The organism is Nocardia vinacea, from assembly GCF_035920345.1.
In the GTDB taxonomy this organism is placed as follows: Bacteria; Actinomycetota; Actinomycetes; order Mycobacteriales; family Mycobacteriaceae; genus Nocardia; species Nocardia vinacea_A.
In genome coordinates this window covers 9,562,295-9,583,810 of the sequence record NZ_CP109149.1, presented here as the reverse complement: position 1 = coordinate 9,583,810, position 21,516 = coordinate 9,562,295, and the positions used below count along the sequence as shown (strand labels likewise).

Here is a 21,516-nt window from a genome sequence, read left to right as displayed (position 1 = left end):
TGATCGAACTCCACGTGAGCGATCACAACGTACGAAACCGGCGACTGCTTGACACGGAGCAAATGTTCGCGCTAACAATGTTTGCGTTAACATTGTTAGGAGCGTCACAGTGGCGGACGAGTATGTGGTCGGTGTCGACTTCGGGACGTTGTCCGGGCGGGCACTTGTTGTCAGGGTGCGGGATGGGGTCGAGTTCGGTAGCGCGGTAAGCGAATACCGGCATGGGGTCATCGATCGCATCCTGCCCGTGACGGGCGTTGAGCTTCCGCCGGATTGGGCGTTGCAGGATCCCGAGGATTACCTCGATGTTTTGCGGACGGCGGTGCCGGAGGCGCTGGCCGACTCGAGGGTCGACCCGGCCGATGTCGTTGGGATCGCTACGGATTTCACGGCGTGCACGGTGCTGCCCACGCTTGCTGACGGGACGCCGTTGTGTCGGGTGCCGGAGTTCGCTGGGCGCCCGCATGCATATGCGAAGTTGTGGAAACACCATGCGGCACAAGCGCAGGCGGATCGGATCAACACCCTCGCCCACGAACGGGCCGAGCCGTGGATCAACCGCTATGGGGGCAAGATCTCGGCGGAATGGGAGTTCGCCAAGGCGCTGCAGATGTTGGAAGAGGATCCGCAGATCTATGCCCGGACCGAGCGTTTCATCGAGGCGGCGGACTGGATTATCTGGCAGCTGTGCGGTCTGGAGACGCGAAACGTCTGCACGGCTGGTTACAAGGGAATTCACCAGGACGGAAGTTGGCCGAGCCGCGACTATCTCGCCGCGCTGAATCCGGACTTCGCCGACTTCGCCGTCGGCAAGCTGGTCCACCCGCTGTCCCCGCTCGGAGGCCGTGCCGGCGGCCTGACCCAGCGGGCAGCGGGATGGACGGGGCTGCGGCCTGGGATCGCGGTCGCGGTGGGCAATGTCGACGCGCATGTCACCGCGCCCGCCGCGCAGGCTGTCGACAATGGGCAGTTGCTCGCGGTGATGGGCACCTCCACCTGCCATGTCATGAACAGTGATCACCTCGCCGAGGCGCCTGGGATGTGCGGGGTGGTGGATGGCGGAATCATCAGTGGCAGTTGGGGATACGAGGCGGGGCAGAGCGGGGTCGGCGATATCTTCGCTTGGTTCGTCGACTCGTCGCTGCCGGAGCGCTATCACGCCGAGGCCGCCGCGCGTGGCATGGATGCGCACGCCTATCTGAGTGAGTTGGCGCAGCGACAGCGGGTCGGTGAGCACGGCCTGGTCGCGCTGGACTGGCACAGCGGAAACCGCTCGGTGCTCGTCGACCACGATCTGTCCGGGATCCTCGTCGGCCTCACCCTTGCGACGAAACCCGAGGACATCTATCGCGCATTGCTGGAGGCCACCGCCTTCGGTACCCGCACCATCATCGAAACCTTCGATGCCGCAGGCGTTCCCGTTCGCGAACTGGTGATTGCCGGTGGCCTGCTGAAGAACTCGTTGCTGATGCAGATCTATGCCGATGTGACGCGGTTACCGCTGTCGATCATCGGCTCGGATCAGGGCCCGGCGCTCGGCTCGGCCATCCATGCCGCTGTCGCCGCCGGGGCCTACCCGGATGTCCGCGCCGCCGCCAAGGCGATGGGCCGGGTGCATCGCAACGCCTACCTCCCCGATCCCGACCGCGCCGCCGCCTACGAGGCCATCTACGCCGAATACCAAGCCCTGCACGACCATTTCGGCCGCGGCGGCACCGAAGTGTTGCACCGGCTGCGGCGCATCCGTAACGACGCACGAAGGGAAGTCGCCACCGCATGAACGAGCGCAGCGAGCGAACAGTAGGCACGGCCGAGCGAACCGCCATCACCGGCCTGCGTGAGCAGCTGGTCGATCTGCATCGAGAACTGCTGCGCTGGGGGCTGGTGGTGTGGACCTCGGGCAATGTCTCCGCCCGGGTACCCGGCGAGCAGCTGCTGGTCATCAAGCCGAGCGGCGTGTCCTACGACGAGCTCACCCCGAACTCGATGGTGGTCTGCGATTTCGACGGCAACCTGGTCGAAGGCGATCTGTCACCGTCCAGCGATACCGCCGCGCACGCCTATATCTACCGGGCGATGCCCGAGGTGGGCGGTGTGGTGCATACCCATTCGACCTACGCGAGCGCGTGGGCCGCACGCGCGGAACCGATTCCGTGCGCGCTGACCGCCATGGCCGATGAGTTCGGCGGCGAAATTCCGGTCGGCCCCTTCGCGCTCATCGGTAACGACGATATCGGCCGGGGTGTGGTCGCGACGCTGTCGGGCCACCGCTCCCCCGCCGTCCTGATGTGCAATCACGGCGTCTTCGCGGTCGGGCGCGACGCCCGCGCCGCGGTCAAGGCGGCCGTCATGTGCGAGGACGTGGCTCGCACCGTGCATATCGCGCGCCAACTCGGCGAACCGGTCCCCATCGCGCAGGCCGATGTGGACAGCCTGCACGACCGCTACCAGAACGTATACGGCCAGCACTGAATTCCGGCCGCCGACAAAGGAGTACGTCCTCGATGAACCCGAAACCACGCATCGGCCTACTCGGCATCATGCAGGCCCTCTACGACGACATGATCCCGGGCATCGCCGAGCGCCAGGACCGCTACGCCCACGATATCGCCGAACAACTCGCCGATCTCGCCGACTGGACCGTCGGACGCCCTGTCAAGGACCGGCGTGACGCCGAGGCGGTCATGCGCGAATTCGTCAATGCCGATCTCGACGGCGTCATGGTGGTGATGCTCACCTACGGCCCGGCGATGCGGGTGGCCCGGTTGTTCAACGAAAACCGACTTCCGGTGCTGCTGGCGAACATTCAGCCCGAACCGGCCGTCACCCCAGCCTGGGATATGGCGGATATGACCTACAACCAGGGCATTCACGGCGCTCAGGACACTGCGAATGCAATGGTCCGCGCCGACCGTCCGTTCACCGTCGTGACCGATGATTGGCGCACACCGGAATTCGCTGTGCGCGTTGATCGTTGGGCGCGGGCCGCGCGCGCGGTCACCGCCTGGCGGTCGCTGAAGGTCGGCGTATTCGGCTATGCCATGAACGATATGGGCGATATTCGCGTCGACGAGAACGCGCTGTTGCGGGCGCTCGGGCCGGAGATCAGCTTCGTCGCACCCGGCGACCTCTACCGCGGCTGCCAGGCGGTGACCGATGACGATGTAGCGGCGCTGATGGCTTGGGAGGACCGGGAATTCGTGATAGATCCCGCACTGACCGGTGCGGAACGCGAAGACCACGCCCGGATGCAGATCGCTATCGAACGCATTCTCACCGACCGCGGCTACGGTGCGTACTCGACACATTTCGACGCGATCGGCGAGGACGGCCGGTTCCAGCGGCTGCCGCTGGCCGCGGCATCGAGTCTGATGGCCAAGGGGTACGGCTATGGCGCCGAAGGCGATGCGATGGCAGCCGCCATGGTCTACGCGGGACATCAGCTGATCGGCGACGGCCATTTCACCGAGATGTATGCGATGGACTTCCCGTCCGACTCGATCCTGATGAGCCATATGGGCGAGGGGAATTGGCGGATCGCGCGCACCGATGAGCCGGTCCGGCTGATCCGGCGCGAGCTCGGCATCGGCAATCTCGACGAGCCGCCGACCTTCCTGTTCCGCTACCGGCCCGGGCCCGCGACGCTGGCCTGTCTGGTTTCGCTCGGCGGCGAAAAGTTCCGGCTGGTGGTAGCCGAGGGCACCGTGCTCGACAGCCAGGAACTGCCCGCACTGGAGATGCCCTACGGCCAGTTCCGCCCCGCGAGCGGCGTTCGGGCCTGCATGGACGGCTGGCTCACCGCGGGCGGGCCGCATCACCAGGTCATGAATATCGGCCACCACGCCGCCGACTGGCAGGTCTTCTGTCAGCTCGCCGGCATCGAGTTCGTCCAGGTCTAGTCAAGGAGTTGTGCCCATGCCCACTATCAACCGACGCGGACTCTTCGCCGGCGCCGCCGGTGTCGCCGCGCTGTTGGCCGCTGCTGCGTGCTCCGTTGAGGACAGCGGGAATTCATCTGCGACCGGCGGCATGATCGGCATCGCCATGCCGACGAAATCCTCCGAACGCTGGGTCGCCGACGGCAACAATATCGTCAAGCAGTTCAAGGACCTCGGTTACGACACCGATCTGCAGTACGCCGAGGACGTCATCGAAACGCAGGTTTCGCAAATCGAGAATATGATCACCCGGGGCGTCAAGGCACTGGTGATCGCGGCGATCGACAATAAATCGCTCACCGGCGTACTGCAGCAGGCCAAGACGAACAAGATCGCGGTGATCGCCTACGACCGACTCATCCGCGACACCGCGAATGTCGACTATTACGCCACCTTCGACAACTTCAAAGTCGGTGTGCTGGAGGCGAATTACATCGTGGACCGGCTCGGACTGCGGGATGGCAAAGGCCCGTTCTCGATCGAACTGTTCGCCGGTTCCCCCGACGACAACAACACCTACTACTTCTTCAACGGCGCCATGTCGGTGATCCGGCCCTATCTCGACTCCGGCAAACTGGTGGTCCGCTCCGGGCAGACCGCCATCGATCAGGTGACCACGCTGCGCTGGGACGGCGCCACCGCCCAGTCCCGGATGGAGAACCTGCTCAGCGCCAACTACTCCACCACGAATATCGATGCGGTGCTGTCCCCCTACGACGGCCTCAGTATCGGCATCGTCTCGGCCCTCAAGGCGGTCGGGTACGGCAGGGGCGATAAGAAGATGCCGGTCGTCACCGGTCAGGATGCCGAGAAGGCGTCGGTGAAGTCGATCATCGCGGGCGAGCAGACCATGACCGTTTTCAAAGACACCCGCGACCTCGCCAAACGCGCAGTGCAGATGGTCAATGCGATCTTGACCAGTGGCACCCCGGAAACCAACGACACCACCTCCTACGACAACGGCGCCAAGAAGGTGCCGTCGTATCTGCTGCAGCCGGTCTCGGTCGATAAGGACAACTACCGGAAGGTGCTGATCGACTCCGGCTACTACTCCGAGCGCGACTTCGCCTGACGACCGGAAGGCCCCGCATGGCCGAGTCAGGGCCCGGAGGAGGCAGCCTGCGTAACCACGGAGGGCCCCTCGGGTATGCACAGAAGGACACAGCATGACCAAGCACATTCTCGAAATGCGCGGAATCACCATGGAATTCCCGGGTGTGAAGGCGCTGGACGCGGTGGATTTCGCGGTGGCCGACGGCGAAATCCACGCGCTGGTCGGCGAGAACGGCGCGGGCAAATCCACGCTCATGAAGGTGGTCAGCGGCGTCTACCCGCACGGCTCCTACAGCGGACAGATCCGCATGGACGGTACCGATGTGGCGTTCAAGGATATTCGCGGTAGCGAGGCGGCGGGTATCGCGATCATCCACCAGGAATTGGCGCTGGTGCCGCAGCTTTCGATCGCGGAGAACATCTTTCTCGGCAATGAACGGCTGCGCGGCTGGACCCTCGACTGGCAGGAGACCAATCGGCAGGCGATGCTGCTGATGCGGCAGGTCGGTCTCGTCGAGGATCCCGAAACCCTGGTCGCCGCTCTCGGTGTCGGGAAACAGCAGCTCGTCGAAATCGCCAAGGCGCTGTCCAAACAGGTGCGATTGCTGATTCTCGATGAACCGACCGCCGCGCTCAATGAGACCGACAGTGCGAGCCTGCTCGCGCTGCTACGGCAACTGCGCGAGCAGGGCATCACCTCGATCCTGATCTCGCACAAGCTCAATGAGGTTTTGGCTGTCGCGGATTCGATCACGGTGCTGCGCGACGGCCGGACCATCGAGACCCTCGATGCAAAGGCCACAGAAGTCACCGAGGATCGCATTATCAAGGGGATGGTCGGGCGCGATCTCGACCATCGGTTTCCGCCGCGGGAGGATCCGCGGATCGGCGAGGTGTTCTTCGAGATCGCCGATTGGAATGTCGACCACCCGACCATTGCCGATCGCCGGATCGTGCGGGATGCGGCGCTGAATGTGCGGCGCGGTGAGATCGTCGGTATCGCCGGGTTGATGGGTGCCGGGCGCACTGAGTTGGCGATGAGTGTTTTCGGCCGGTCCTACGGTCGCAATATTCGCGGCACGATTCGCAAAGATGGTGCGGTACTGAAGGTTTCGTCGGTGCATGACGCCATCGGCGCGGGTATCGCCTATGTCTCGGAGGACCGTAAGCAATACGGATTGATCCTCGATGAGGACATCCGGCGCAATATGACCCTCGCCAATCTCCCCGCGGTATCTCGGCACGCTGTCATCGACACCCACCGCGAAATCGTCGAAGCCGAGCGCTTGCGCACCCGACTGACGGTGAAGACGCCGACGGTATTCCAGAAGGTGGGCAACCTCTCCGGCGGGAACCAGCAAAAGGTCGTGCTCGGCAAATGGATATTCACCGAACCTGATCTGCTGATCCTCGACGAGCCCACCCGCGGTATCGACGTCGGCGCCAAATACGAGATCTATCTGATCGTTCAGCAGCTCGCCGCCGCCGGAAAAGGCGTGCTGATCATCTCCTCGGAACTGCCGGAACTACTCGGCCTGTGTGACCGCGTCTACGCGATGAGCCAGGGCCGCATCACCGGTGAATTACCGAAACACGAAGCCACACAGGAGGCTGTCATGAAACTGATGACACGCGGAACCGCCACAGCCGAGGCGGTACCCGAATGACGTTGTTGGACAAGCTCGAAGACGACGACTCCACCGAGGTCATCGCGAAGGCCGTCGAGCAGAAACAGGTCGGCGCGCTCGCGGCCCTTCGCCGCACCCTGCGCGGCAATGTGCGCCAATACGGCATGATCGTGGCGCTCGTGGTGATCACGCTGCTGTTCCAAATCCTCACCACGGCGAAACTTTCCGACGGCGTCAGCCTATTGACGCCGCTCAATGTCACGAATGTCATCCTGCAGAACGGCTACATCCTGGTGCTCGCCATCGGGATGATGCTGGTGATCATCAACGGGCACATCGACCTATCGGTTGGATCACTGTGCGCGCTGGTCGGCGCGGTTACCGGTATCGCCATCGTGCAGTGGCACTGGCCGTGGCCGCTGGTCGTGCTGGCGGCCGTGGTGATGGGCGCGGCCATCGGTGCGTGGCAAGGGTATTGGATCGCTTACGTCAAGATTCCGGCATTCATCGTCACGCTCGGCGGCATGCTGCTGTTCCGTGGTCTGGCGCAGCTGGTGCTCGAGGGCCAGTCGATCGGACCGTTCCCGCAGGGCTTCGTGAATATCGCGGCCGGTTACCTCCCGAATTGGCTGCCGCTGCATGCCGTTCAATTCGCGGGGTTCAACGGGATCGCTATCCGGCTGCGTGTCGGTGAGCTGAATGGATTGACATTGCTCATCGGCGTGCTCGCGGTGGCCGCCCTGGTGTGGTCGCAATGGCGGGTGCGACAACGCCGTCGTTCCTACGGTCTGCCTGCCGGACCGCGCTCGCTGTTCATCGCGAAGTCGGCGGCGCTCGGCGCGGTCATTCTGGCATTCAGCTTCGTATTGGCGTCCTACAACGGGATTCCGATTATCGGCGTTATCTTGATCGTGTTGATCGTGCTGTATTCGTTCGTGATGAACCGCTCGGTGATCGGGCGTCGGATCTACGCCGTCGGCGGCAATGAGAAAGCCGCACAGCTGTCCGGGGTGAATACCAAGGCCAATACATTCTGGGTTTTCGTGAATATGGGTGTGCTCGCGGCGCTTGCGGGTGTCATCTTCGCGGCCCGGCTCGGCGCGGCGACGCCGAAGGCTGGACAGAACTTCGAACTCGATGCTATTGCCGCGGCATTCGTCGGTGGCGCGTCGGCCAGCGGCGGTATCGGCACGGTCGTCGGCGCGATCGTCGGGGCGCTGGTGATGGGTGTGATGAACAACGGCATGTCGATGCTCGGCGTCGGCAGCGACTGGCAGTTGGTCATCAAGGGCCTGGTTCTGCTGGCCGCGGTGGCATTCGACGTCTACAACAAGAAACGCGCGGCGGCCTGAGCCCGCATCACCGCTGGGCCGGTGCCGCCGTACTGTCGCGCGTGACCAGCGTCGGCAGCACCGACGGCGACGCCGGTTCGGCGGTGGCACCGTCGAATTCCAACAGCCGCAACAACATCTGCATACTGCGGCGGCCCACCTCGTCGAAGTCCTGCCGGATGGTCGTCAACGGCGGCGAGAGGTAGGCGGCCTCCGGAATATCGTCGAAACCGACCACCGAGATGTCGGCGGGTACCCGGATGCCGCGTTCGGTGAAGGCGCGCAGCATGCCGAGCGCCATCTGGTCGTTGGCCGCGAATACCGCGGTCACATCGGGTTGCGCGGCGAGCAGTAGGCCCGCTTCATAGCCGGAGTGGGCACTCCAATCACCGCCGATCAACGGGGGAATCGGTGCGCCCGCGGCCTCCAGCGTGCTACGCCAGCCTTCGGTTCGGTCGCGTGCCTCCAGCCAGTCGCTGGGACCGGCGACCTGCCATACCGTGCGGTGCCCCAGATCGAGCAGGTGTTGCACGGCCAGCCTGGCACCCTCGACCTGATCCACCGAAACCGACGGCAAGCCGCTGTCCTGGCCGGCCTCGACCGCGACGGCCAGCAGGCGTTCGGGCAGATTGTGCAGTGCCGCCGCGGCGGCCATCTGCGGGGCGATGACGATGATCCCGTCGACGCCCTGATCGGCCAGACTGTTCGCGGCCGCCAATACACTGGAGCGGTCCACTGTCTCCAAGGCGAAGATGCTGACACCGTAACCCGCTGTGCGAGCGGCGCGTTCGATGCCGAGTAGGGTGCACGCCGGTCCGTACAGAATGGTGTCGAAACTGACCACGCCGAGCATATTCGAGCGCCTGCTGACCAGCCCCCTTGCCATGGCATTGGGGCGGTAGCCGAGTTGTTCGACGGCGCGCAGCACCCGCTCACGGGTCTCCGGACGCACATTCGCGCTGCCGTTGAGCACCCGCGAGACGGTCTGATGGGACACTCCGGCGAGTTTCGCGACATCGGTCATCACCGCCGGGCGCGCAGCCGTCGGCCGAACCGCCGTTGAGGTATCCCCGGCGGCAAATCCGTCCCTGTCCCTCACATCCACCTTCCAAGCGTCGCGCCGAATATGTTGTCCCGGTTCCCCCAGGTTAACGCTCACACCGCCGATGACCGCAGCATGACGCGAACTGCCGTGCCAACCACGGCAACCGATATCCGGTAGTCGCCACCAGATTACGGACGCCAGAGCTCTTGACTAGAAGAATGTGAGCGCTAACACTATCAGGACTACCGCACCTCGGTGCAACACGTTTCACAATGCAAGGGAGAGCCTGATCGTGTTGAAGAGGCTTCTGATCACCACCAGCGCACTTATTATCACCGCAGCAACGGCCGTCGGCTGCGGCAGCTCGGGAGGCGACCAAACCGTACTCGGGTTCTCCCAGGTAGGCGCCGAAAGCGGTTGGCGCACCGCGAATACGAAATCCATCCAGGACGCCGCGGCCGCGGCTGGCATCCAGCTGAAATTCGCCGACGCCCAACAGAAACAGGAAAACCAGATCAAGGCGATCCGCACCTTCATCCAGCAGCGTGTGGACGTCATCGCCTTCTCCCCGGTCGTCGCATCCGGATGGGACACCGTCCTGAAGGAGGCCAAGGACGCCAAGATTCCGGTGATCCTCACCGACCGCGCGGTCGACTCGGCCGATACCTCGCTGTATGTGACCTTCCTCGGCTCGGATTTCGTCGAAGAGGGCCGCAGGGCGGCGAATTGGCTCGTCGACGCGACCAAGAATTCGACTGACACCGTGAATATCGCGGAGTTGCAGGGCACCACCGGATCCGCGCCCGCGACCGATCGGAAGAAGGGTTTCCAGGAGGTTATCGGCGCCGACCCGAAGTTCAAGATCATCGCATCGCAGACCGCGGAATTCACCCGCGCCAAGGGCAAAGAGGTCATGCAGGCATTCCTGGCCGCGCACCGGGATATCAACGTGCTGTACGCGCACAACGACGATATGGCGCTCGGCGCGATCCAGGCGATCGAGGAGGCCGGGTTGAAGCCGGGTAAGGACATCAAGATCATCTCGATCGACGGGACCCGAGATGCCTTCCAGGCCATGGCCGACGGCAAGATCAACGTGGTCGTCGAATGCAATCCGCTGCTCGGCCCGAAGCTGATGGAGATCACCAAGGAGGTCGTGGCGGGTCACCCGACGCCCAAACGGATCGTCACCGACGAAGGCGTCTACACGCAGGACCAGGCCGCCGCCGCGCTGCCCACCCGGACATACTGAGCCGGAGCGAGTGCATGTCGGAACCCACTGTCACACCGACACTTCGGATGTCGGGCATCGTCAAGCGTTTCGCCGGGGTCACCGCATTGTCCGAGGTGAACCTGCGGCTGTTCCCCGGTGAAATACACGCGCTGGTCGGTGAGAACGGTGCGGGCAAATCCACCCTCATCAAGGTGCTTACCGGAATTCACGACGCCGATGCCGGAACCATCGAACTCGACGGTCGCCCAGTGCGTTTCACCGGCCCGCAGCAGGCGCTGCGGGCCGGAGTGAGCACCGTCTATCAAGAGGTGAATCTGTGCCCGAATCTGTCGGTCGCGGAGAACATCTACATCGGACGGGAACCGCGACGGGCCGGTCTCATCCGATTCGCCCCGATGCGTCGCGATGCCGCCCGGCTGCTGGACAGACTGCATCTGAACATCGATGTGGCTGCCCCGCTCGGCTCGTATTCGCTTGCGGTGCAACAGCTGATCGCCATCGCGCGGGCCGTCGACCTGGACGCCAAGGTTCTCATCCTGGACGAGCCGACATCATCGCTCGACACCGGTGAGGTCGAGCAGCTGTTCGCGGTGATGCGCCGACTCGCCGCCGAAGGCGTGGCGATCGGATTCGTCACCCACTTCCTCGATCAGATCTTCGAGATCTGCGACCGGGCCACGGTACTGCGCAACGGCACCCTGGTGGGCGAATATCCGGTAGCACAACTGAGCCAAAAAGATCTCATCGCGCACATGCTCGGCACGGCGTTGCGCACGCTCGACGAGATCGAGCACGAGAAGCCGGATCCCGCGGTGGTGGCGCGCCACGATCCGCTGCTGCAGGCCTCGGGGATCGGCGGACGACGCAATTCCGTCGCGCCGTTCGATCTCACTGTCCGCGATGGCGAGGTGGTCGGGTTGGCCGGGTTGCTCGGCTCCGGCCGCACCGAGGTGGCGCGACTACTGTTCGGCGCCGACCGTGCGTCCACCGGGAATCTCCGCGTTGCGGGCACACCGACGGCGTTGCGCTCGCCGCGCACCGCGATCGACCATCGGATCGCCTTCTGCCCGGAAGATCGTAAATCCCAGGGCCTGATCCTGGACCTGTCGGTGCGCGACAACATCGTGCTCGCGGTCCAGGCGGCGCGCGGCTGGGCCCGGCCGCTGTCGGCGCGCAAGCGCGACGAACTCGTCGCCGGATACATCACGTCACTGCGGATCGTCCCCGCCGATCCGGATACGCCGGTGAAATTCCTCAGCGGCGGCAACCAGCAGAAGGTGCTGCTGGCCCGTTGGCTGGCCACCCAGCCGAAACTGCTGATCCTCGACGAGCCGACCCGCGGTATCGATATCGGTGCCAAGGCGGAGATCCAGCGGCTGGTCATCTCGCTGTCCGAGGAGGGCATGTCGGTGCTGTTCATCTCCGCCGAACTCGAGGAAGTGCTGCGACTCAGTCACAAGGTGGCGATCCTGCGCGATCGGCGGCTGGTCGCCGAACTGGTCAACGATGCCACCCTGACCATGGACCGACTCACCGAAACCATTGCGAGCGGGGCCATTTCATGACGGTCTTCCGAAACCATCTGTTCTGGCCAGCGGCTGCGCTCATCGCACTGCTGATCGTCAACGTCGCGTTCACGCCCGGATTCCTCTCGATCCGCATCCAGGACGGGCACCTCTACGGCAGCCTGATCGATATCCTGCGCTACGGGGCGCCACTGGTGCTGATCTCGCTCGGCATGACGCTGGTCATCGCGACGCGCGGCATCGACCTGTCGGTCGGCACGGTCGTGGCGATCGCGGGTGCGCTGGCCTGTCTGCACATCAGCAATATGCCGGACCAGGCGGATGCCGTTGGCGTTGCCGTCGCCGTGCTGATCGCGCTCGGCGTGGCGGTCGTGCTGGGACTGTGGAACGGAGTGTTGGTGGCGCGCTTCGGGATTCAGCCGATCGTGGCGACATTGATCCTGATGGTCGCCGGACGTGGTGTCGCACAGCTGATTACGTCGGGCCAGATCATCACGATCAACAGTCCGCCGTACAAGGTGATCGGCGGCGGCTATCTGCTCGGCCTGCCGGTGCCCGTCCTGGTCGCGGCCGCGGTGTTCACCGGCCTCGCGGTTTTGTTGCGGCGCAGTGCGCTCGGGCTGCTGCTGGAATCGGTGGGCGGCAATGCCGAGGCGGCGCGTCTGGTCGGCATCCGGGCCGGCGGTCTGATCGTCGCCGTATACGCGGTCTGCGCGTGCTGTGCGGCGATCGCGGGACTGATGATCAGTTCGAATGTCTCTGCGGCCGATGGCAATAACGCCGGTTTGTGGATCGAACTCGATGCGATTCTCGCGGTCGTCATCGGTGGTACCGCATTGACCGGTGGGCGATTTCAGCTCGGCGGCACCGTTCTCGGGGCGCTGGTGATCCAGACGCTCACCACCACGATCTACACCGTCGGGGTGCCACCGGAGACGACGCTGGTTTCCAAAGCGGTCGTGGTGATCGCGGTATGCCTTGTTCAGTCACCGGCGTTCCGCGCCAAGGTATTTCGCCGTCGCCGCCAACCTGTCGGCACCCCATCGACACCAACGGAGGCGACAGTATGAACGCGCTGACCGCGACCGCGGCCAAGGCCCCTGTACTGCGCCGAGCAACGATTCGCGGACACCGCAGCCGGTACATCCCGGTACTGGCCACCGCGGCATTGTTCGCCGTCATCTACGGCGTCGGGGTGATCCGTTATCCGGCATTCGGCTACCCGCAGGTTTTCGTGAACCTGTTCATAGACAACGCCTTTCTGCTCGTCCTCGCCGTCGGAACGACCTTCGTGATCCTCACCGGCGGCATCGACCTGTCCGTCGGTGCGGTGCTGGCGCTGTCCACGGTGGTCTCGGCGTGGCTGGTGACCGTGCACGGGTGGCCGCCGCTGCTGGTCATGCCGCTCATGCTGGTCGGCGGCACACTCTTCGGCGCCGCGATGGGCGCGGTGATCCACTACTTCGAGATTCAGCCGTTCATCGTCACGCTGGCCGGTATGTTCCTCGCGCGCGGGCTGGCGTATGTGATCAGCACGGATTCGATCACGATCACCGACCCCGTGTATACGGATCTGGCGCAGCGTCGATTCCGGCTCGGCGGGGACGTATTCCTGACGGTGGGCATGATCGTCGCGCTGGTGATCGTCGCCGCGGCCTTCGTCGTCCTGCACTACACCCGACTGGGTCGCACCGCGTACGCGATCGGCGGCAACGAACAGTCGGCGCTCATGATGGGGCTACCGGTGGCCAGGACCAAGGTCGCCGTATACGCGATCAGCGGCTTCTGCTCGGCACTCGCGGGCATCCTGTTCACGCTCTACACCCTGTCCGGCTGGAGCCTGCACGCCGTAGGGATGGAACTCGACGCCATCGCCGCGGTCGTCATCGGCGGCACCCTGCTCACCGGCGGCTCCGGATTCGTCCTCGGCTCGGTACTCGGCGTCCTGACTCTCGGCGTAATCCAGACGATCATCAGCTTCGAAGGCACCCTGAGTTCCTGGTGGACCAAGATCTTCATCGGCGTCCTGCTTCTCGCCTTCATCCTGCTGCAACGCACCATCGGAACGCGCGACGGATAGGTACTCGCGACATGACTCCACAGCGGTGCCGAGGTTTCGTGCAGGTCGTGTCGAACCACCGCTCACTGCAGGCCGCCGTCGACGTCGATCACCTGTCCAGTGATCCATCCGGCATCGTCGGAGGCGAGGAAGGCGATTACCTTGGCGATATCACGGGGCCGGCCGATGCGGCCGAGGGCGGTCGCCGCGATCAGCGCCGCACGTTCCGGCGTAGTAAGGATGTCGGCCAACATCGCGGTGTCGACGATGCCTGGGGCGACGGCGTTCACGGTTATACCGCGCGGGCCGAATTCAGCGGCCTGGCAGCGGGTCGCTGCTTCGACAGCCGCCTTGCTGGCGGCGTATGCGGTGCTGGTCGCCGCGATGCGGCGGGCCAGTCCGGAGGAGACGTAGACGATTCGACCGCCGTCGCTCAATTGCTCGGCCGCGGCCACGGTGGTGAGGATGCCGCCCTCGACATTGGTTTCGAAATGCTCGGCGAGATGGTCGGCGTCGATGTCCTCGGTCAGCCCGCGTCGATAGACTCCCGCGTTGTTCACCAGGATGTCCAGTCGGCCGGTGTGCCGTGCCGCCGTATCGATCAGCTGTCGGCGCTGGTCGGCATCCCGTAGGTCGGCCTGTACGAGGTAGGCGGATCCACCGCTGGATTCGATGGCGGCGGTGACGGTTTCGGCTTCATCCCGATATTTTTCGGACTGATAATTCACGATGACGATGGCACCGCGTCCGGCCAATTCCACCGCGGTGGCCGCCCCGATGCCGCGGGACGCCCCGGTAACGATGGCGACTTTCTGCTCGAGCCTCATTGACCGGCCTCCGGGGGGACATTGCGATTGAAGCGGAACATGTTGGCGGGATCGTAGATTCGCTTCAGCGACCGCAATCGCGGATATGCGTCACCGTACGCACCAGGAATGCGATGGTCCTCATCGTCGTCGAGGTAGTTGACATAGGCGCCGGGCGCCGCGTGTGGTGCGACGGCGGCACCGAACGCCCGGGTCCACGCCACCTGCGCGAGATCGTCCTGTGCGGTATCCCAGCCGTTGACGACGAGAAACGAATAACGAGCGGTACGTCCGCCGAATGCGGTGTCGCGCTCGGGTACTCGCCCCACGGCACCGCCCAGGTGTTCCAGGAAGATCTGGGTAAACGGGGCGCTGAGCGTGCGGCACTGCTCGACGATCACGTCGATGACCTGGTCGCTCAGCTCGGACAGATAGTGTCCGCGCAGGTGGTAGCTAGCGCCGGGTGGTGTGCTGCTGTCATGAACCACCTGCAACTCCGCGGTCCCCATCTCCCGCACGGAGTCGTGCTGTGGGATTCCGAGCGGCGCGAGCGGCACCAGGATGTTTGCCATGGCGTCCGCGGCTCCACTGTGGCACAACCCGATTCCGACGCTGTGGCTGCCGTCCGGGTTACCGGAGTAGTAGAAGTGGGTGACCAGTTCGTCACCGGCGCGGGCGGTGATCTCGCGATAGGCCTGCAGGACGGCGCGGGCCTTCGTGGCCGGGTAGAGCATGACACCGGCCACTACTCGGTCGACCGGATGCAGCCGCAACGTCAGCGCGGTCACCACGCCGAAATTCGATCCGGCTCCGCGCACCGCCCAGAATAGATCGGGCTCGGTGTCGGTGTCGACGGTGCGCAGTCGTCCGTCGGCGGTCACCATCTGCACGGCCTGGACGTTGTCGCACGCTGTCCCGTAGCGGCGCATCAACCAGCCGAGACCGCCGTGCAGGGCGAATCCGGCGACGCCGACGGTCGCGACCGAGGCGCCGGTGGTGGCAAGCCCATAGCGGGCCGCGGCGGAGACAAGACTGCCCCAACGCACTCCGGCCCCGACCCGGGCGAGGCGGCGGTCCGGGTCGATGCTGATGCCCGACATCGCCCCGGTGGATGCGACGAGCGCATTGTCGGGCATCGACCGGGCCGCCACATCGTGACCGGCGCCCACGACCGCGAGCGGGATACCGGCACCGGCGGCGAAGTCGACGACGCAGCGGACATCGGTGGCGTCGGCGCAGTCGGCGATGAGGGCGGGATACCGACTCAGCCCCTTCCATATCCGTCGCCTGTCGTTGTAGGCCGGGTGGGTCGGATCGACGATGCGCCCCCGGAAGAATGCGGTCAGTTCGGCCGCACGGACGGTCATGAGGCCTCCATAGGTGCGGGAGAGCGGTGGTGGACTACTGCCGCCCAGTTGTCGTGTTCGCAATGCCACAGCGTCGAGCAGTACAGCGTGCGGTGCCGATAGGTGATCAGCTGTGCGCTGTCGCTCAGTGGCAAAACCGTTGCCTCGGTCACGCTGGCTGGTGCGCCGGCTGTGGATTGGTCACCCGGCCAGGTGTCCAGGGTGTGGCATCCCTGCGCCGTGACCAGCAGTGCGTCAGGAGCGAGCAAATCGCCGGAATCCGCGTGACCGAGCAGATCGAGCAGGCGCCGCTCCCGCTCGACGATCATGAGATCCGCGGCGCGCTGGGTGATGCCCGGGGGCTTTCGGCGGATGAACGCGGCCGCCTGCTGCGCCGTGGCCAGCGAACTCCACATCGCTGGCGGGTCATCGAAGTTGTCGAGGAACGTATCGGCGAGGTCCTGGCTGTCCGCGGCCGCCCGGAGCACATCGATGACATGGTCCGGTGGTGGACCGAGCGCCGATCCCGTCCATTCGGTGACATCACGGGCAAGGTCCCAGAGCCGCTCCTCCCATCGGTGACAGAACTGCTCGTCGAATGCGGTGTCGGCGTCGATCATCCGGCCGAGTTCCCACGCCGCGGCCACGGCGAGGTTTGCTCCCTGCCCGGTGACCGGATCATTGAGTACCGCGGCATCACCGACCGCGATCGCGAAGCGGTGGGTGCCCAATCGGGTCCAGGGCCTGCGGACCGTCGGTGTGATCGCCCCTTGCAGCAGATCCAGCGGGCGAGTGAGGGCGAACCTGCGGGTATCCAGGCGTCCGAGAATCTCGGAATCGACCTCGCGCAGTAGCTCCAGTACCACCCGCGCACACCCCGAGGGATCGTCGTAGTACCGCGGGCGCAGGCGGTTCGCCCACGGGCCGTCGCAGACGGCCTCGAAGGTGATACCGGCAACCCGGCCGGCCACGGAGTGCACCGGTGTCTGGAAGATCTCGCCGGCTCCGGGCACGATCTCGAAATGCATACCCAGCGGATCCGTATGCGCCACACCGTGGAACAGCCCGGCGAGGATCAGTCGAGCGGGGTGCTCGGCGGAGCGGGATGCGATACGTGGAAACAGGGAATCTACGCTCCGGTGGCCGGTGGCGACCACCGTCGAGTCATGTTCGGACGCGGAACGGGACACCGCCACCTGCGGGTCCGGAACCGGCACGATCGTGCCGCCGCGTTCCTGATAGTCGGCCAGCAGCCGTGGCAGGTAGAGGCGGAAGTCGACGTAGCTGGCCTGGTGGGAAAGGTTCCCGCAGAAGGCGATCGGCGGATCGGTGTGTACGCGCACGTGTGCGCAATTCATGCCGAAGTCGGGAAAGTTCCAATGATCGACGCCGAGCGTGTGCTCGCGGGCCCTGGTCCGGCCGAACCGGCAGACGTTGTTGGGCAGCCGCCCCGCCCGGATCTGTTCGGGGCTCTTGTCGGCATAGAGCGTGGTCGAGATGCCACGCTGCTGGAGCTGCAGGGCCAGATGCAGCGCGGATATCCCGGTGCCGACTATGCCGATGCCGTACATGGCGACTCCTCCCCCTGCTCGGTACCGACCAGTTGGGTGTAGGCATTCGCCAGCATCCGGGTGAGGATGCCGTCGGCGTGAAAGGCGGTGTCGCGGAACCAGCCGACCGAACGCACGCCGACCGCGGTTCCGGTCACGAACACCTCGTCGGCGATCACCAGATCGTTCGGGGTCAGCCGAATCTCGCGCGTCACGATGCCGTTCCGTGCGGCCAGCCGGAGCACGGTTTGCCGGGTGATTCCGTTGAGGAACGTGTGCGCCGGCGGCGTTACCAGTTCACCTCGGTGCACGAGAAAGATATTGGAACCAGTGGTTTCGGCGATCCCGCCCGTATGATCGAGCAGCAGCGCGTCGTCGAATCCGCCGGCCCGGGCTTCGGCCAGCGCCAGTGATCCGACGAGGTAATTCGCCGAGGTCTTCGCCTGCACCGGCGCCATGGTGGGGGTCGGCCGGGTCCATCGAGACAGGCCGAGCCGCAGCGGTTTTCCGTCGTCCAGCGCCTGCTCCGGCCATGCCAGCACAGCGATGGCGAGATGCACGGTGGTGCCGGTCGGATCGATGCCGATCACTTCGTCCCCACGCCAGACCACGGGCCGGATATACGCCTCCGCGAAGTCGGCAGCAGCGACGGCGGTTTCGATCGCGTCCGCTATCGCCGTCGAGTCCCAGGGCAGTGCGATCCCGATCGCCTCGGCCGATGTGCGCAGGCGGTTCACATGGGCCGACAGCGCGAAGGGGCGGCCGCCGAAACTCCGGATCCCCTCGAAGACGCAGGCCGCATTGTGCAGACCGAAGCTCAGCACCGGCAGATGCGCCGCGGCGGGGTCTACCAGCGCCCCGTCCATCCAGACAGCGCCGACCCGGCCCGCAGTGGTCAATCCACTCATACCCGTGCCTCGCCGACGCTTCCTTGCGCCAACATCGCGCTGCGCACGCCGTGGCGATCGATGGCGGCGCGCAGCATGGCGACGGCCGTGCCGATCGAGGCCTGCGCCGCCGCGCGCACCGCGTCGAATTCCCTTGTCGGTGTTCCAGCAACGGATCCGATGTGGTTGCTGACCACATGGAAGCGGTTGGCGCCCAGCTTCAGCTTCGTCAGCTGCGCACCACGGCCGAGGTTGAACCGGTTGGCGCCGTGCGCCGAACCCCAGTGATAAATCCGATACAGCGCCGTGGCATAAAGGTTCTGCGCCGCCGGCAGTGCCGCATGATCGATGCCTTGGACCAAGGCTTCCACGGTATTCGACTCGGGATGGTGCAGCGCGAGCACGGCCTGTACAGGTGTACCGTCGCGGCGGCGGTGCAGGAATACGCACATCCGTTCGCCGAGTGAAGATTTGGCGAGGTTGCGCAGGATCGGTAGGGCGAAGTGATTGCGGGTGTGCCCGTACTTTGCCAGATTCATCCGGTGCAGCCGATCGAAGGCCATCAGGATGTCCTCGTCGATCGCCGAACCGGTCACCACGTCCCACTCGAACTGCTCGTCCGCGCGTCGGACCAATCGGCGCAGTTCCCGAAAATGTGTCCCGCCCAGTAGTTTTCGCAGATCGTGATCGATGTCGTCGGCGGCGACGAACTCCGCTTCGATGAACCACGGCAGGTCGACGAAGTCGTGCCGAGCCAGCAGCTGTCCGGCGTCTTCGTCGCGAACCACCGGGTACAGCAGCCATCGGGCGCCACCGGCGGCGCCCTCGTGACGGGCGGCGTCGAGTTCGGACTCGCTGGGAGCAGACGTATGCGGACGGTAGAAATAGGCGCCGGTGAGCAGCGTGGCGTCGGCCGTCGATTCGATGCCCAGTGCGTCGACCACGGCCCGCCAGTGCAGGATCTCTCCCAGCGGGACAACGAGATTCGGCGTCTCATACAGCTGGCATGCCGCCTGCCGCCACGGTCGAGTGTCGGCGCAGGGCTGCTCTGTGCTGTCCCATCCTGCCGGACCGCGCACGAGGGAGCGGGTCATGTCGACTCGCCCTGTTCGCTATCGCCAGGCGCCCGTGGCGTTTCGTGATGAAACACCGCCTGCCAACGACCCTGTTCGAGGCGCCACACGCTGCTGCAGTACACGACTCCCGGCAGCGGTTTGCCGTCGAATTCGCCCCATTGCCGCAGGCGATAGGTCAATGCCGCGACGTTCCCACCAGCCGGCACGACCCGAAGCTCGTCGACCATGAAACCTGCGCCATGGTCGAGCGCATCGAGGGCGTCGATGAGATCCCGTTGCCGCACCAGGCCCATCGTGGCGTCGAATCCGAAGCCGTCCGGGTGCATCAGCTCGGACAGGGTCGCCTTATCCCGGCCGAATACCGCCGCGAGCACGCGGAGTTCGCGCTCCTCGAACCGGCTGCGCAATTCGTAGTGGGTATCAGGCATGGCCGACCAGAGCCGCGCGCTGTGCGCACTCGGCGATCCGTTCGCCCAGCAACTCCATCATCTGCCATCCTTTTCGCAACATCTCGCCGACCTCGTCGGGAGTCCAGTCCCGTTGCTCGGCCAAGGCCCGATAGCCCATGTCCATGTGTTCGGCGTCCGCACCGTCGTGCAGCTGGAAGTACCGGCTCTCCGGGAACGACGGCAGCCCGGCGGCGTGGAAGACCAGCCCGCTGCCTTCGAGCACCAGATGCGACAGGACCGAGCGCTCCACACTGGATGCCGAGGTCATGCGGTCGAGGAACCAGGAGGAGATCGCGGCAATCACCGGGTCCCAGCTGGCCGGACGGTTGTCACGCAAGCGCGCCAACAGTCGGTTGTGCCCGATCTCCTCACCGAGATGTTCGTCCGCGAGTGCACGCCCAGGGCCGTCACCCTCGCCGACCACCCGGGCAGCGATCACCCGTTGGAATGCGTCCGACCAGCCCTGCAGATGGTCCAACAGGCGGTCACGCACCTGCGGCGGGTGCGCGCCGATCTCGCTGATCAGTCGCACCAGCGCATTGTTCTCGAAGGTCCGCAAATGCGAATCGTTCTCGGCGCGCACGGCCGCGATATCCGGGCGGTCACCCGCGAACGACACCCGCGGATCGTCCGGATTCTCGTACAAGCCCGCGCCTTCGAATTGGATCGACAACGCCCAGAACCCGATCGGCGGGGTGCCGATGAATCCGTGCCGTGCGCCCGAAGGCACCACGACGATATCCCCGGCGCGGATCTCGGCACTGATATCGCCCAGCGTCCGGCCGGTTCCTTCCGCGACGACGATCATGCTCTTGGTCGGGTGCTGGTGCACAGACAGCTCTTCACCCGGCTGCAGCCGGACCCAACTCAGTGACAGCCGGGAGAATTCGGGGACGAATTTCCGCAGTGCGGGATTTCGATGGAAATCCTTGAGCAGGCCTATGTCATGGACCGTGCCGTCGACGACCACGGATGTGATTTCGGGTATCGCCTCACGCGCGACAACTTCCATGTAATTCCTATTCCACACTGCGCGGCGATCCCGGCAGAAACCTGCCGCGGGCGGATATGCCCGAGTTCGCGACGCCGACTTACCTCATACTGTGTCGTTGTCGGTCGCGCCGGACCGTACCGATTCCGGCTGACGGTGAATTTAGGACAGCTGCTCGCAGGGAACATCCGCCAATCGGTACGGGAATATCCGCATTGTGCGGGTGCACCACCGCGCCGGTTGATGTCCGTGCGGGTGATCGTTTCTCTGCGAGGAACATTTCGTTACAGGGACATTACAGAGCTACGGCTTTCCGGGTTTGCCACAGAGCCGCTGACCCGATGTTTCGGAGCAACTCCCACCAAATCTCGTCTCGAACGGGGTTGGATTCCCGAATTCTGTACCGAGATTGCGGTCCACAGCCGAAGGTGCGGATGTTTCTGCTCGATCTGGCGGATGTTTTGCGGGCGCATCCGCCATAACGTGCCAAGTGTCGGGCGGTGGGCGATACACGCTCCGGTACTGCGTGCATCGAAGGTTTCGAACAGGTGCCATCGCCCCGGGCCGAGTAACGACACATTAAACTGGAGGCTCTTC

At 64.9% G+C, this 21,516-nt stretch carries 18 protein-coding genes; 10 read left to right on the top strand and 8 right to left on the bottom strand.

All coding sequences use genetic code 11. The features are described 5' to 3' along the window. Positions 1-109: 109 nt before the first annotated feature. The 6 genes from araB to mmsB all read left to right on the top strand — a co-directional run bounded on the left by araB (position 110) and on the right by mmsB (position 7,971). Entirely contained in the window at positions 110-1,780 is a 1,671-nt protein-coding gene (araB, locus tag OIE68_RS43480) for a ribulokinase (protein ID WP_327096703.1), read from the top strand. Beyond that, a complete protein-coding gene (locus tag OIE68_RS43475; RefSeq protein WP_327096702.1) occupies positions 1,777-2,472 on the top strand; it encodes an L-ribulose-5-phosphate 4-epimerase in 696 nt (231 codons plus the stop codon). The genes araB and OIE68_RS43475 overlap by 4 nt, the downstream gene beginning before the upstream one ends. A 32-nt stretch (positions 2,473-2,504) precedes the next feature. Beyond that, positions 2,505-3,899 (top strand): L-fucose/L-arabinose isomerase family protein, encoded by a 1,395-nt coding sequence (locus OIE68_RS43470; RefSeq protein ID WP_327096701.1) that lies wholly within the window; start codon positions 2,505-2,507, stop codon positions 3,897-3,899. A gap of 16 nt (positions 3,900-3,915) precedes the next feature. After that, positions 3,916-5,010 (top strand): multiple monosaccharide ABC transporter substrate-binding protein, encoded by a 1,095-nt coding sequence (chvE, locus tag OIE68_RS43465; RefSeq protein ID WP_327096700.1) that lies wholly within the window; start codon positions 3,916-3,918, stop codon positions 5,008-5,010. A 94-nt stretch (positions 5,011-5,104) separates the two neighbouring features. Further along, positions 5,105-6,658 (top strand): multiple monosaccharide ABC transporter ATP-binding protein, encoded by a 1,554-nt coding sequence (gene mmsA / locus OIE68_RS43460; RefSeq protein WP_327096699.1) that lies wholly within the window; start codon positions 5,105-5,107, stop codon positions 6,656-6,658. Beyond that, positions 6,655-7,971, top strand: a complete 1,317-nt coding sequence (gene mmsB / locus OIE68_RS43455) for a multiple monosaccharide ABC transporter permease (RefSeq protein ID WP_327096698.1) — start codon at positions 6,655-6,657, stop codon at positions 7,969-7,971. Before mmsA ends, mmsB begins: the two co-directional genes overlap by 4 nt. Before the next feature lie 7 nt (positions 7,972-7,978). On the opposite strand, the gene OIE68_RS43450 is transcribed toward mmsB, so the two are convergent. Further along, positions 7,979-9,049, bottom strand: a complete 1,071-nt coding sequence (locus OIE68_RS43450) for a LacI family DNA-binding transcriptional regulator (protein ID WP_327096697.1) — start codon at positions 9,047-9,049, stop codon at positions 7,979-7,981. A 238-nt stretch (positions 9,050-9,287) separates the two neighbouring features. Here OIE68_RS43450 and OIE68_RS43445 point away from each other — a divergent pair, with 238 nt between their 5' ends. Genes OIE68_RS43445 through yjfF form a run of 4 tightly spaced genes read left to right on the top strand, consistent with a single transcriptional unit; the run spans position 9,288 to position 13,835 of the window. Next, on the top strand, positions 9,288-10,247 hold the full coding sequence (locus OIE68_RS43445; RefSeq protein ID WP_327096696.1) for an ABC transporter substrate-binding protein: 960 nt from the start codon (positions 9,288-9,290) through the stop codon (positions 10,245-10,247). Between the two features lie 14 nt (positions 10,248-10,261). Beyond that, on the top strand, positions 10,262-11,794 hold the full coding sequence (locus tag OIE68_RS43440; protein WP_327096695.1) for a sugar ABC transporter ATP-binding protein: 1,533 nt from the start codon (positions 10,262-10,264) through the stop codon (positions 11,792-11,794). Then, positions 11,791-12,825 (top strand): ABC transporter permease, encoded by a 1,035-nt coding sequence (locus tag OIE68_RS43435; protein WP_327096694.1) that lies wholly within the window; start codon positions 11,791-11,793, stop codon positions 12,823-12,825. Before OIE68_RS43440 ends, OIE68_RS43435 begins: the two co-directional genes overlap by 4 nt. After that, positions 12,822-13,835 carry a galactofuranose ABC transporter, permease protein YjfF gene (gene yjfF / locus OIE68_RS43430; protein WP_327096693.1) on the top strand — a complete coding sequence of 338 codons (1,014 nt, stop codon included), beginning with the start codon at positions 12,822-12,824 and terminating at the stop codon, positions 13,833-13,835. Before OIE68_RS43435 ends, yjfF begins: the two co-directional genes overlap by 4 nt. Before the next feature lie 62 nt (positions 13,836-13,897). Here yjfF and OIE68_RS43425 read toward each other — a convergent pair whose 3' ends face one another. The 7 genes from OIE68_RS43425 to OIE68_RS43395 are packed head-to-tail and all read right to left on the bottom strand — an operon-like array spanning position 13,898 to position 20,940. Next, entirely contained in the window at positions 13,898-14,641 is a 744-nt protein-coding gene (locus tag OIE68_RS43425) for an SDR family NAD(P)-dependent oxidoreductase (RefSeq protein WP_327096692.1), read from the bottom strand. Then, positions 14,638-15,987: an FAD-binding oxidoreductase gene (locus OIE68_RS43420; RefSeq protein WP_327096691.1), complete on the bottom strand. Its 1,350-nt coding sequence runs from the start codon at positions 15,985-15,987 to the stop codon at positions 14,638-14,640. Before OIE68_RS43420 ends, OIE68_RS43425 begins: the two co-directional genes overlap by 4 nt. After that, positions 15,984-17,537, bottom strand: coding sequence for a styrene monooxygenase/indole monooxygenase family protein (locus OIE68_RS43415; protein ID WP_327096690.1), 1,554 nt, complete (start codon positions 17,535-17,537; stop codon positions 15,984-15,986). Before OIE68_RS43415 ends, OIE68_RS43420 begins: the two co-directional genes overlap by 4 nt. Then, positions 17,519-18,424 (bottom strand): aminotransferase class IV, encoded by a 906-nt coding sequence (locus OIE68_RS43410; RefSeq protein ID WP_327096689.1) that lies wholly within the window; start codon positions 18,422-18,424, stop codon positions 17,519-17,521. Before OIE68_RS43410 ends, OIE68_RS43415 begins: the two co-directional genes overlap by 19 nt. Continuing rightward, positions 18,421-19,497 (bottom strand): GNAT family N-acetyltransferase, encoded by a 1,077-nt coding sequence (locus tag OIE68_RS43405; protein WP_327096688.1) that lies wholly within the window; start codon positions 19,495-19,497, stop codon positions 18,421-18,423. Before OIE68_RS43405 ends, OIE68_RS43410 begins: the two co-directional genes overlap by 4 nt. Next, the gene (locus tag OIE68_RS43400) at positions 19,494-19,907 is read right to left on the bottom strand and encodes a nuclear transport factor 2 family protein (protein WP_327096687.1); all 414 of its coding nucleotides are present in this window, start codon (positions 19,905-19,907) and stop codon (positions 19,494-19,496) included. Before OIE68_RS43400 ends, OIE68_RS43405 begins: the two co-directional genes overlap by 4 nt. Beyond that, entirely contained in the window at positions 19,900-20,940 is a 1,041-nt protein-coding gene (locus OIE68_RS43395) for a cupin domain-containing protein (protein ID WP_327096686.1), read from the bottom strand. Before OIE68_RS43395 ends, OIE68_RS43400 begins: the two co-directional genes overlap by 8 nt. Between the last annotated feature and the right edge of the window lie 576 nt (positions 20,941-21,516).

What these genes read in the sequence shown, in the direction of transcription:
- OIE68_RS43425 (WP_327096692.1), bottom strand. Translation starts at nt 14,641, where the DNA reads ATGAGGCTCGAGCAGAAAGTCGCCATCGTTACCGGGGCGTCCCGCGGC.
- OIE68_RS43440 (WP_327096695.1), top strand. Translation starts at nt 10,262, where the DNA reads ATGTCGGAACCCACTGTCACACCGACACTTCGGATGTCGGGCATCGTC.
- OIE68_RS43475 (WP_327096702.1), top strand. Translation starts at nt 1,777, where the DNA reads ATGAACGAGCGCAGCGAGCGAACAGTAGGCACGGCCGAGCGAACCGCC.
- OIE68_RS43420 (WP_327096691.1), bottom strand. Translation starts at nt 15,987, where the DNA reads ATGACCGTCCGTGCGGCCGAACTGACCGCATTCTTCCGGGGGCGCATC.
- mmsA (WP_327096699.1), top strand. Translation starts at nt 5,105, where the DNA reads ATGACCAAGCACATTCTCGAAATGCGCGGAATCACCATGGAATTCCCG.
- OIE68_RS43470 (WP_327096701.1), top strand. Translation starts at nt 2,505, where the DNA reads ATGAACCCGAAACCACGCATCGGCCTACTCGGCATCATGCAGGCCCTC.
- OIE68_RS43435 (WP_327096694.1), top strand. Translation starts at nt 11,791, where the DNA reads ATGACGGTCTTCCGAAACCATCTGTTCTGGCCAGCGGCTGCGCTCATC.
- OIE68_RS43405 (WP_327096688.1), bottom strand. Translation starts at nt 19,497, where the DNA reads ATGACCCGCTCCCTCGTGCGCGGTCCGGCAGGATGGGACAGCACAGAG.
- OIE68_RS43400 (WP_327096687.1), bottom strand. Translation starts at nt 19,907, where the DNA reads ATGCCTGATACCCACTACGAATTGCGCAGCCGGTTCGAGGAGCGCGAA.
- OIE68_RS43415 (WP_327096690.1), bottom strand. Translation starts at nt 17,537, where the DNA reads ATGTACGGCATCGGCATAGTCGGCACCGGGATATCCGCGCTGCATCTG.
- OIE68_RS43395 (WP_327096686.1), bottom strand. Translation starts at nt 20,940, where the DNA reads ATGGAAGTTGTCGCGCGTGAGGCGATACCCGAAATCACATCCGTGGTC.
- yjfF (WP_327096693.1), top strand. Translation starts at nt 12,822, where the DNA reads ATGAACGCGCTGACCGCGACCGCGGCCAAGGCCCCTGTACTGCGCCGA.
- OIE68_RS43410 (WP_327096689.1), bottom strand. Translation starts at nt 18,424, where the DNA reads ATGAGTGGATTGACCACTGCGGGCCGGGTCGGCGCTGTCTGGATGGAC.
- mmsB (WP_327096698.1), top strand. Translation starts at nt 6,655, where the DNA reads ATGACGTTGTTGGACAAGCTCGAAGACGACGACTCCACCGAGGTCATC.
- chvE (WP_327096700.1), top strand. Translation starts at nt 3,916, where the DNA reads ATGCCCACTATCAACCGACGCGGACTCTTCGCCGGCGCCGCCGGTGTC.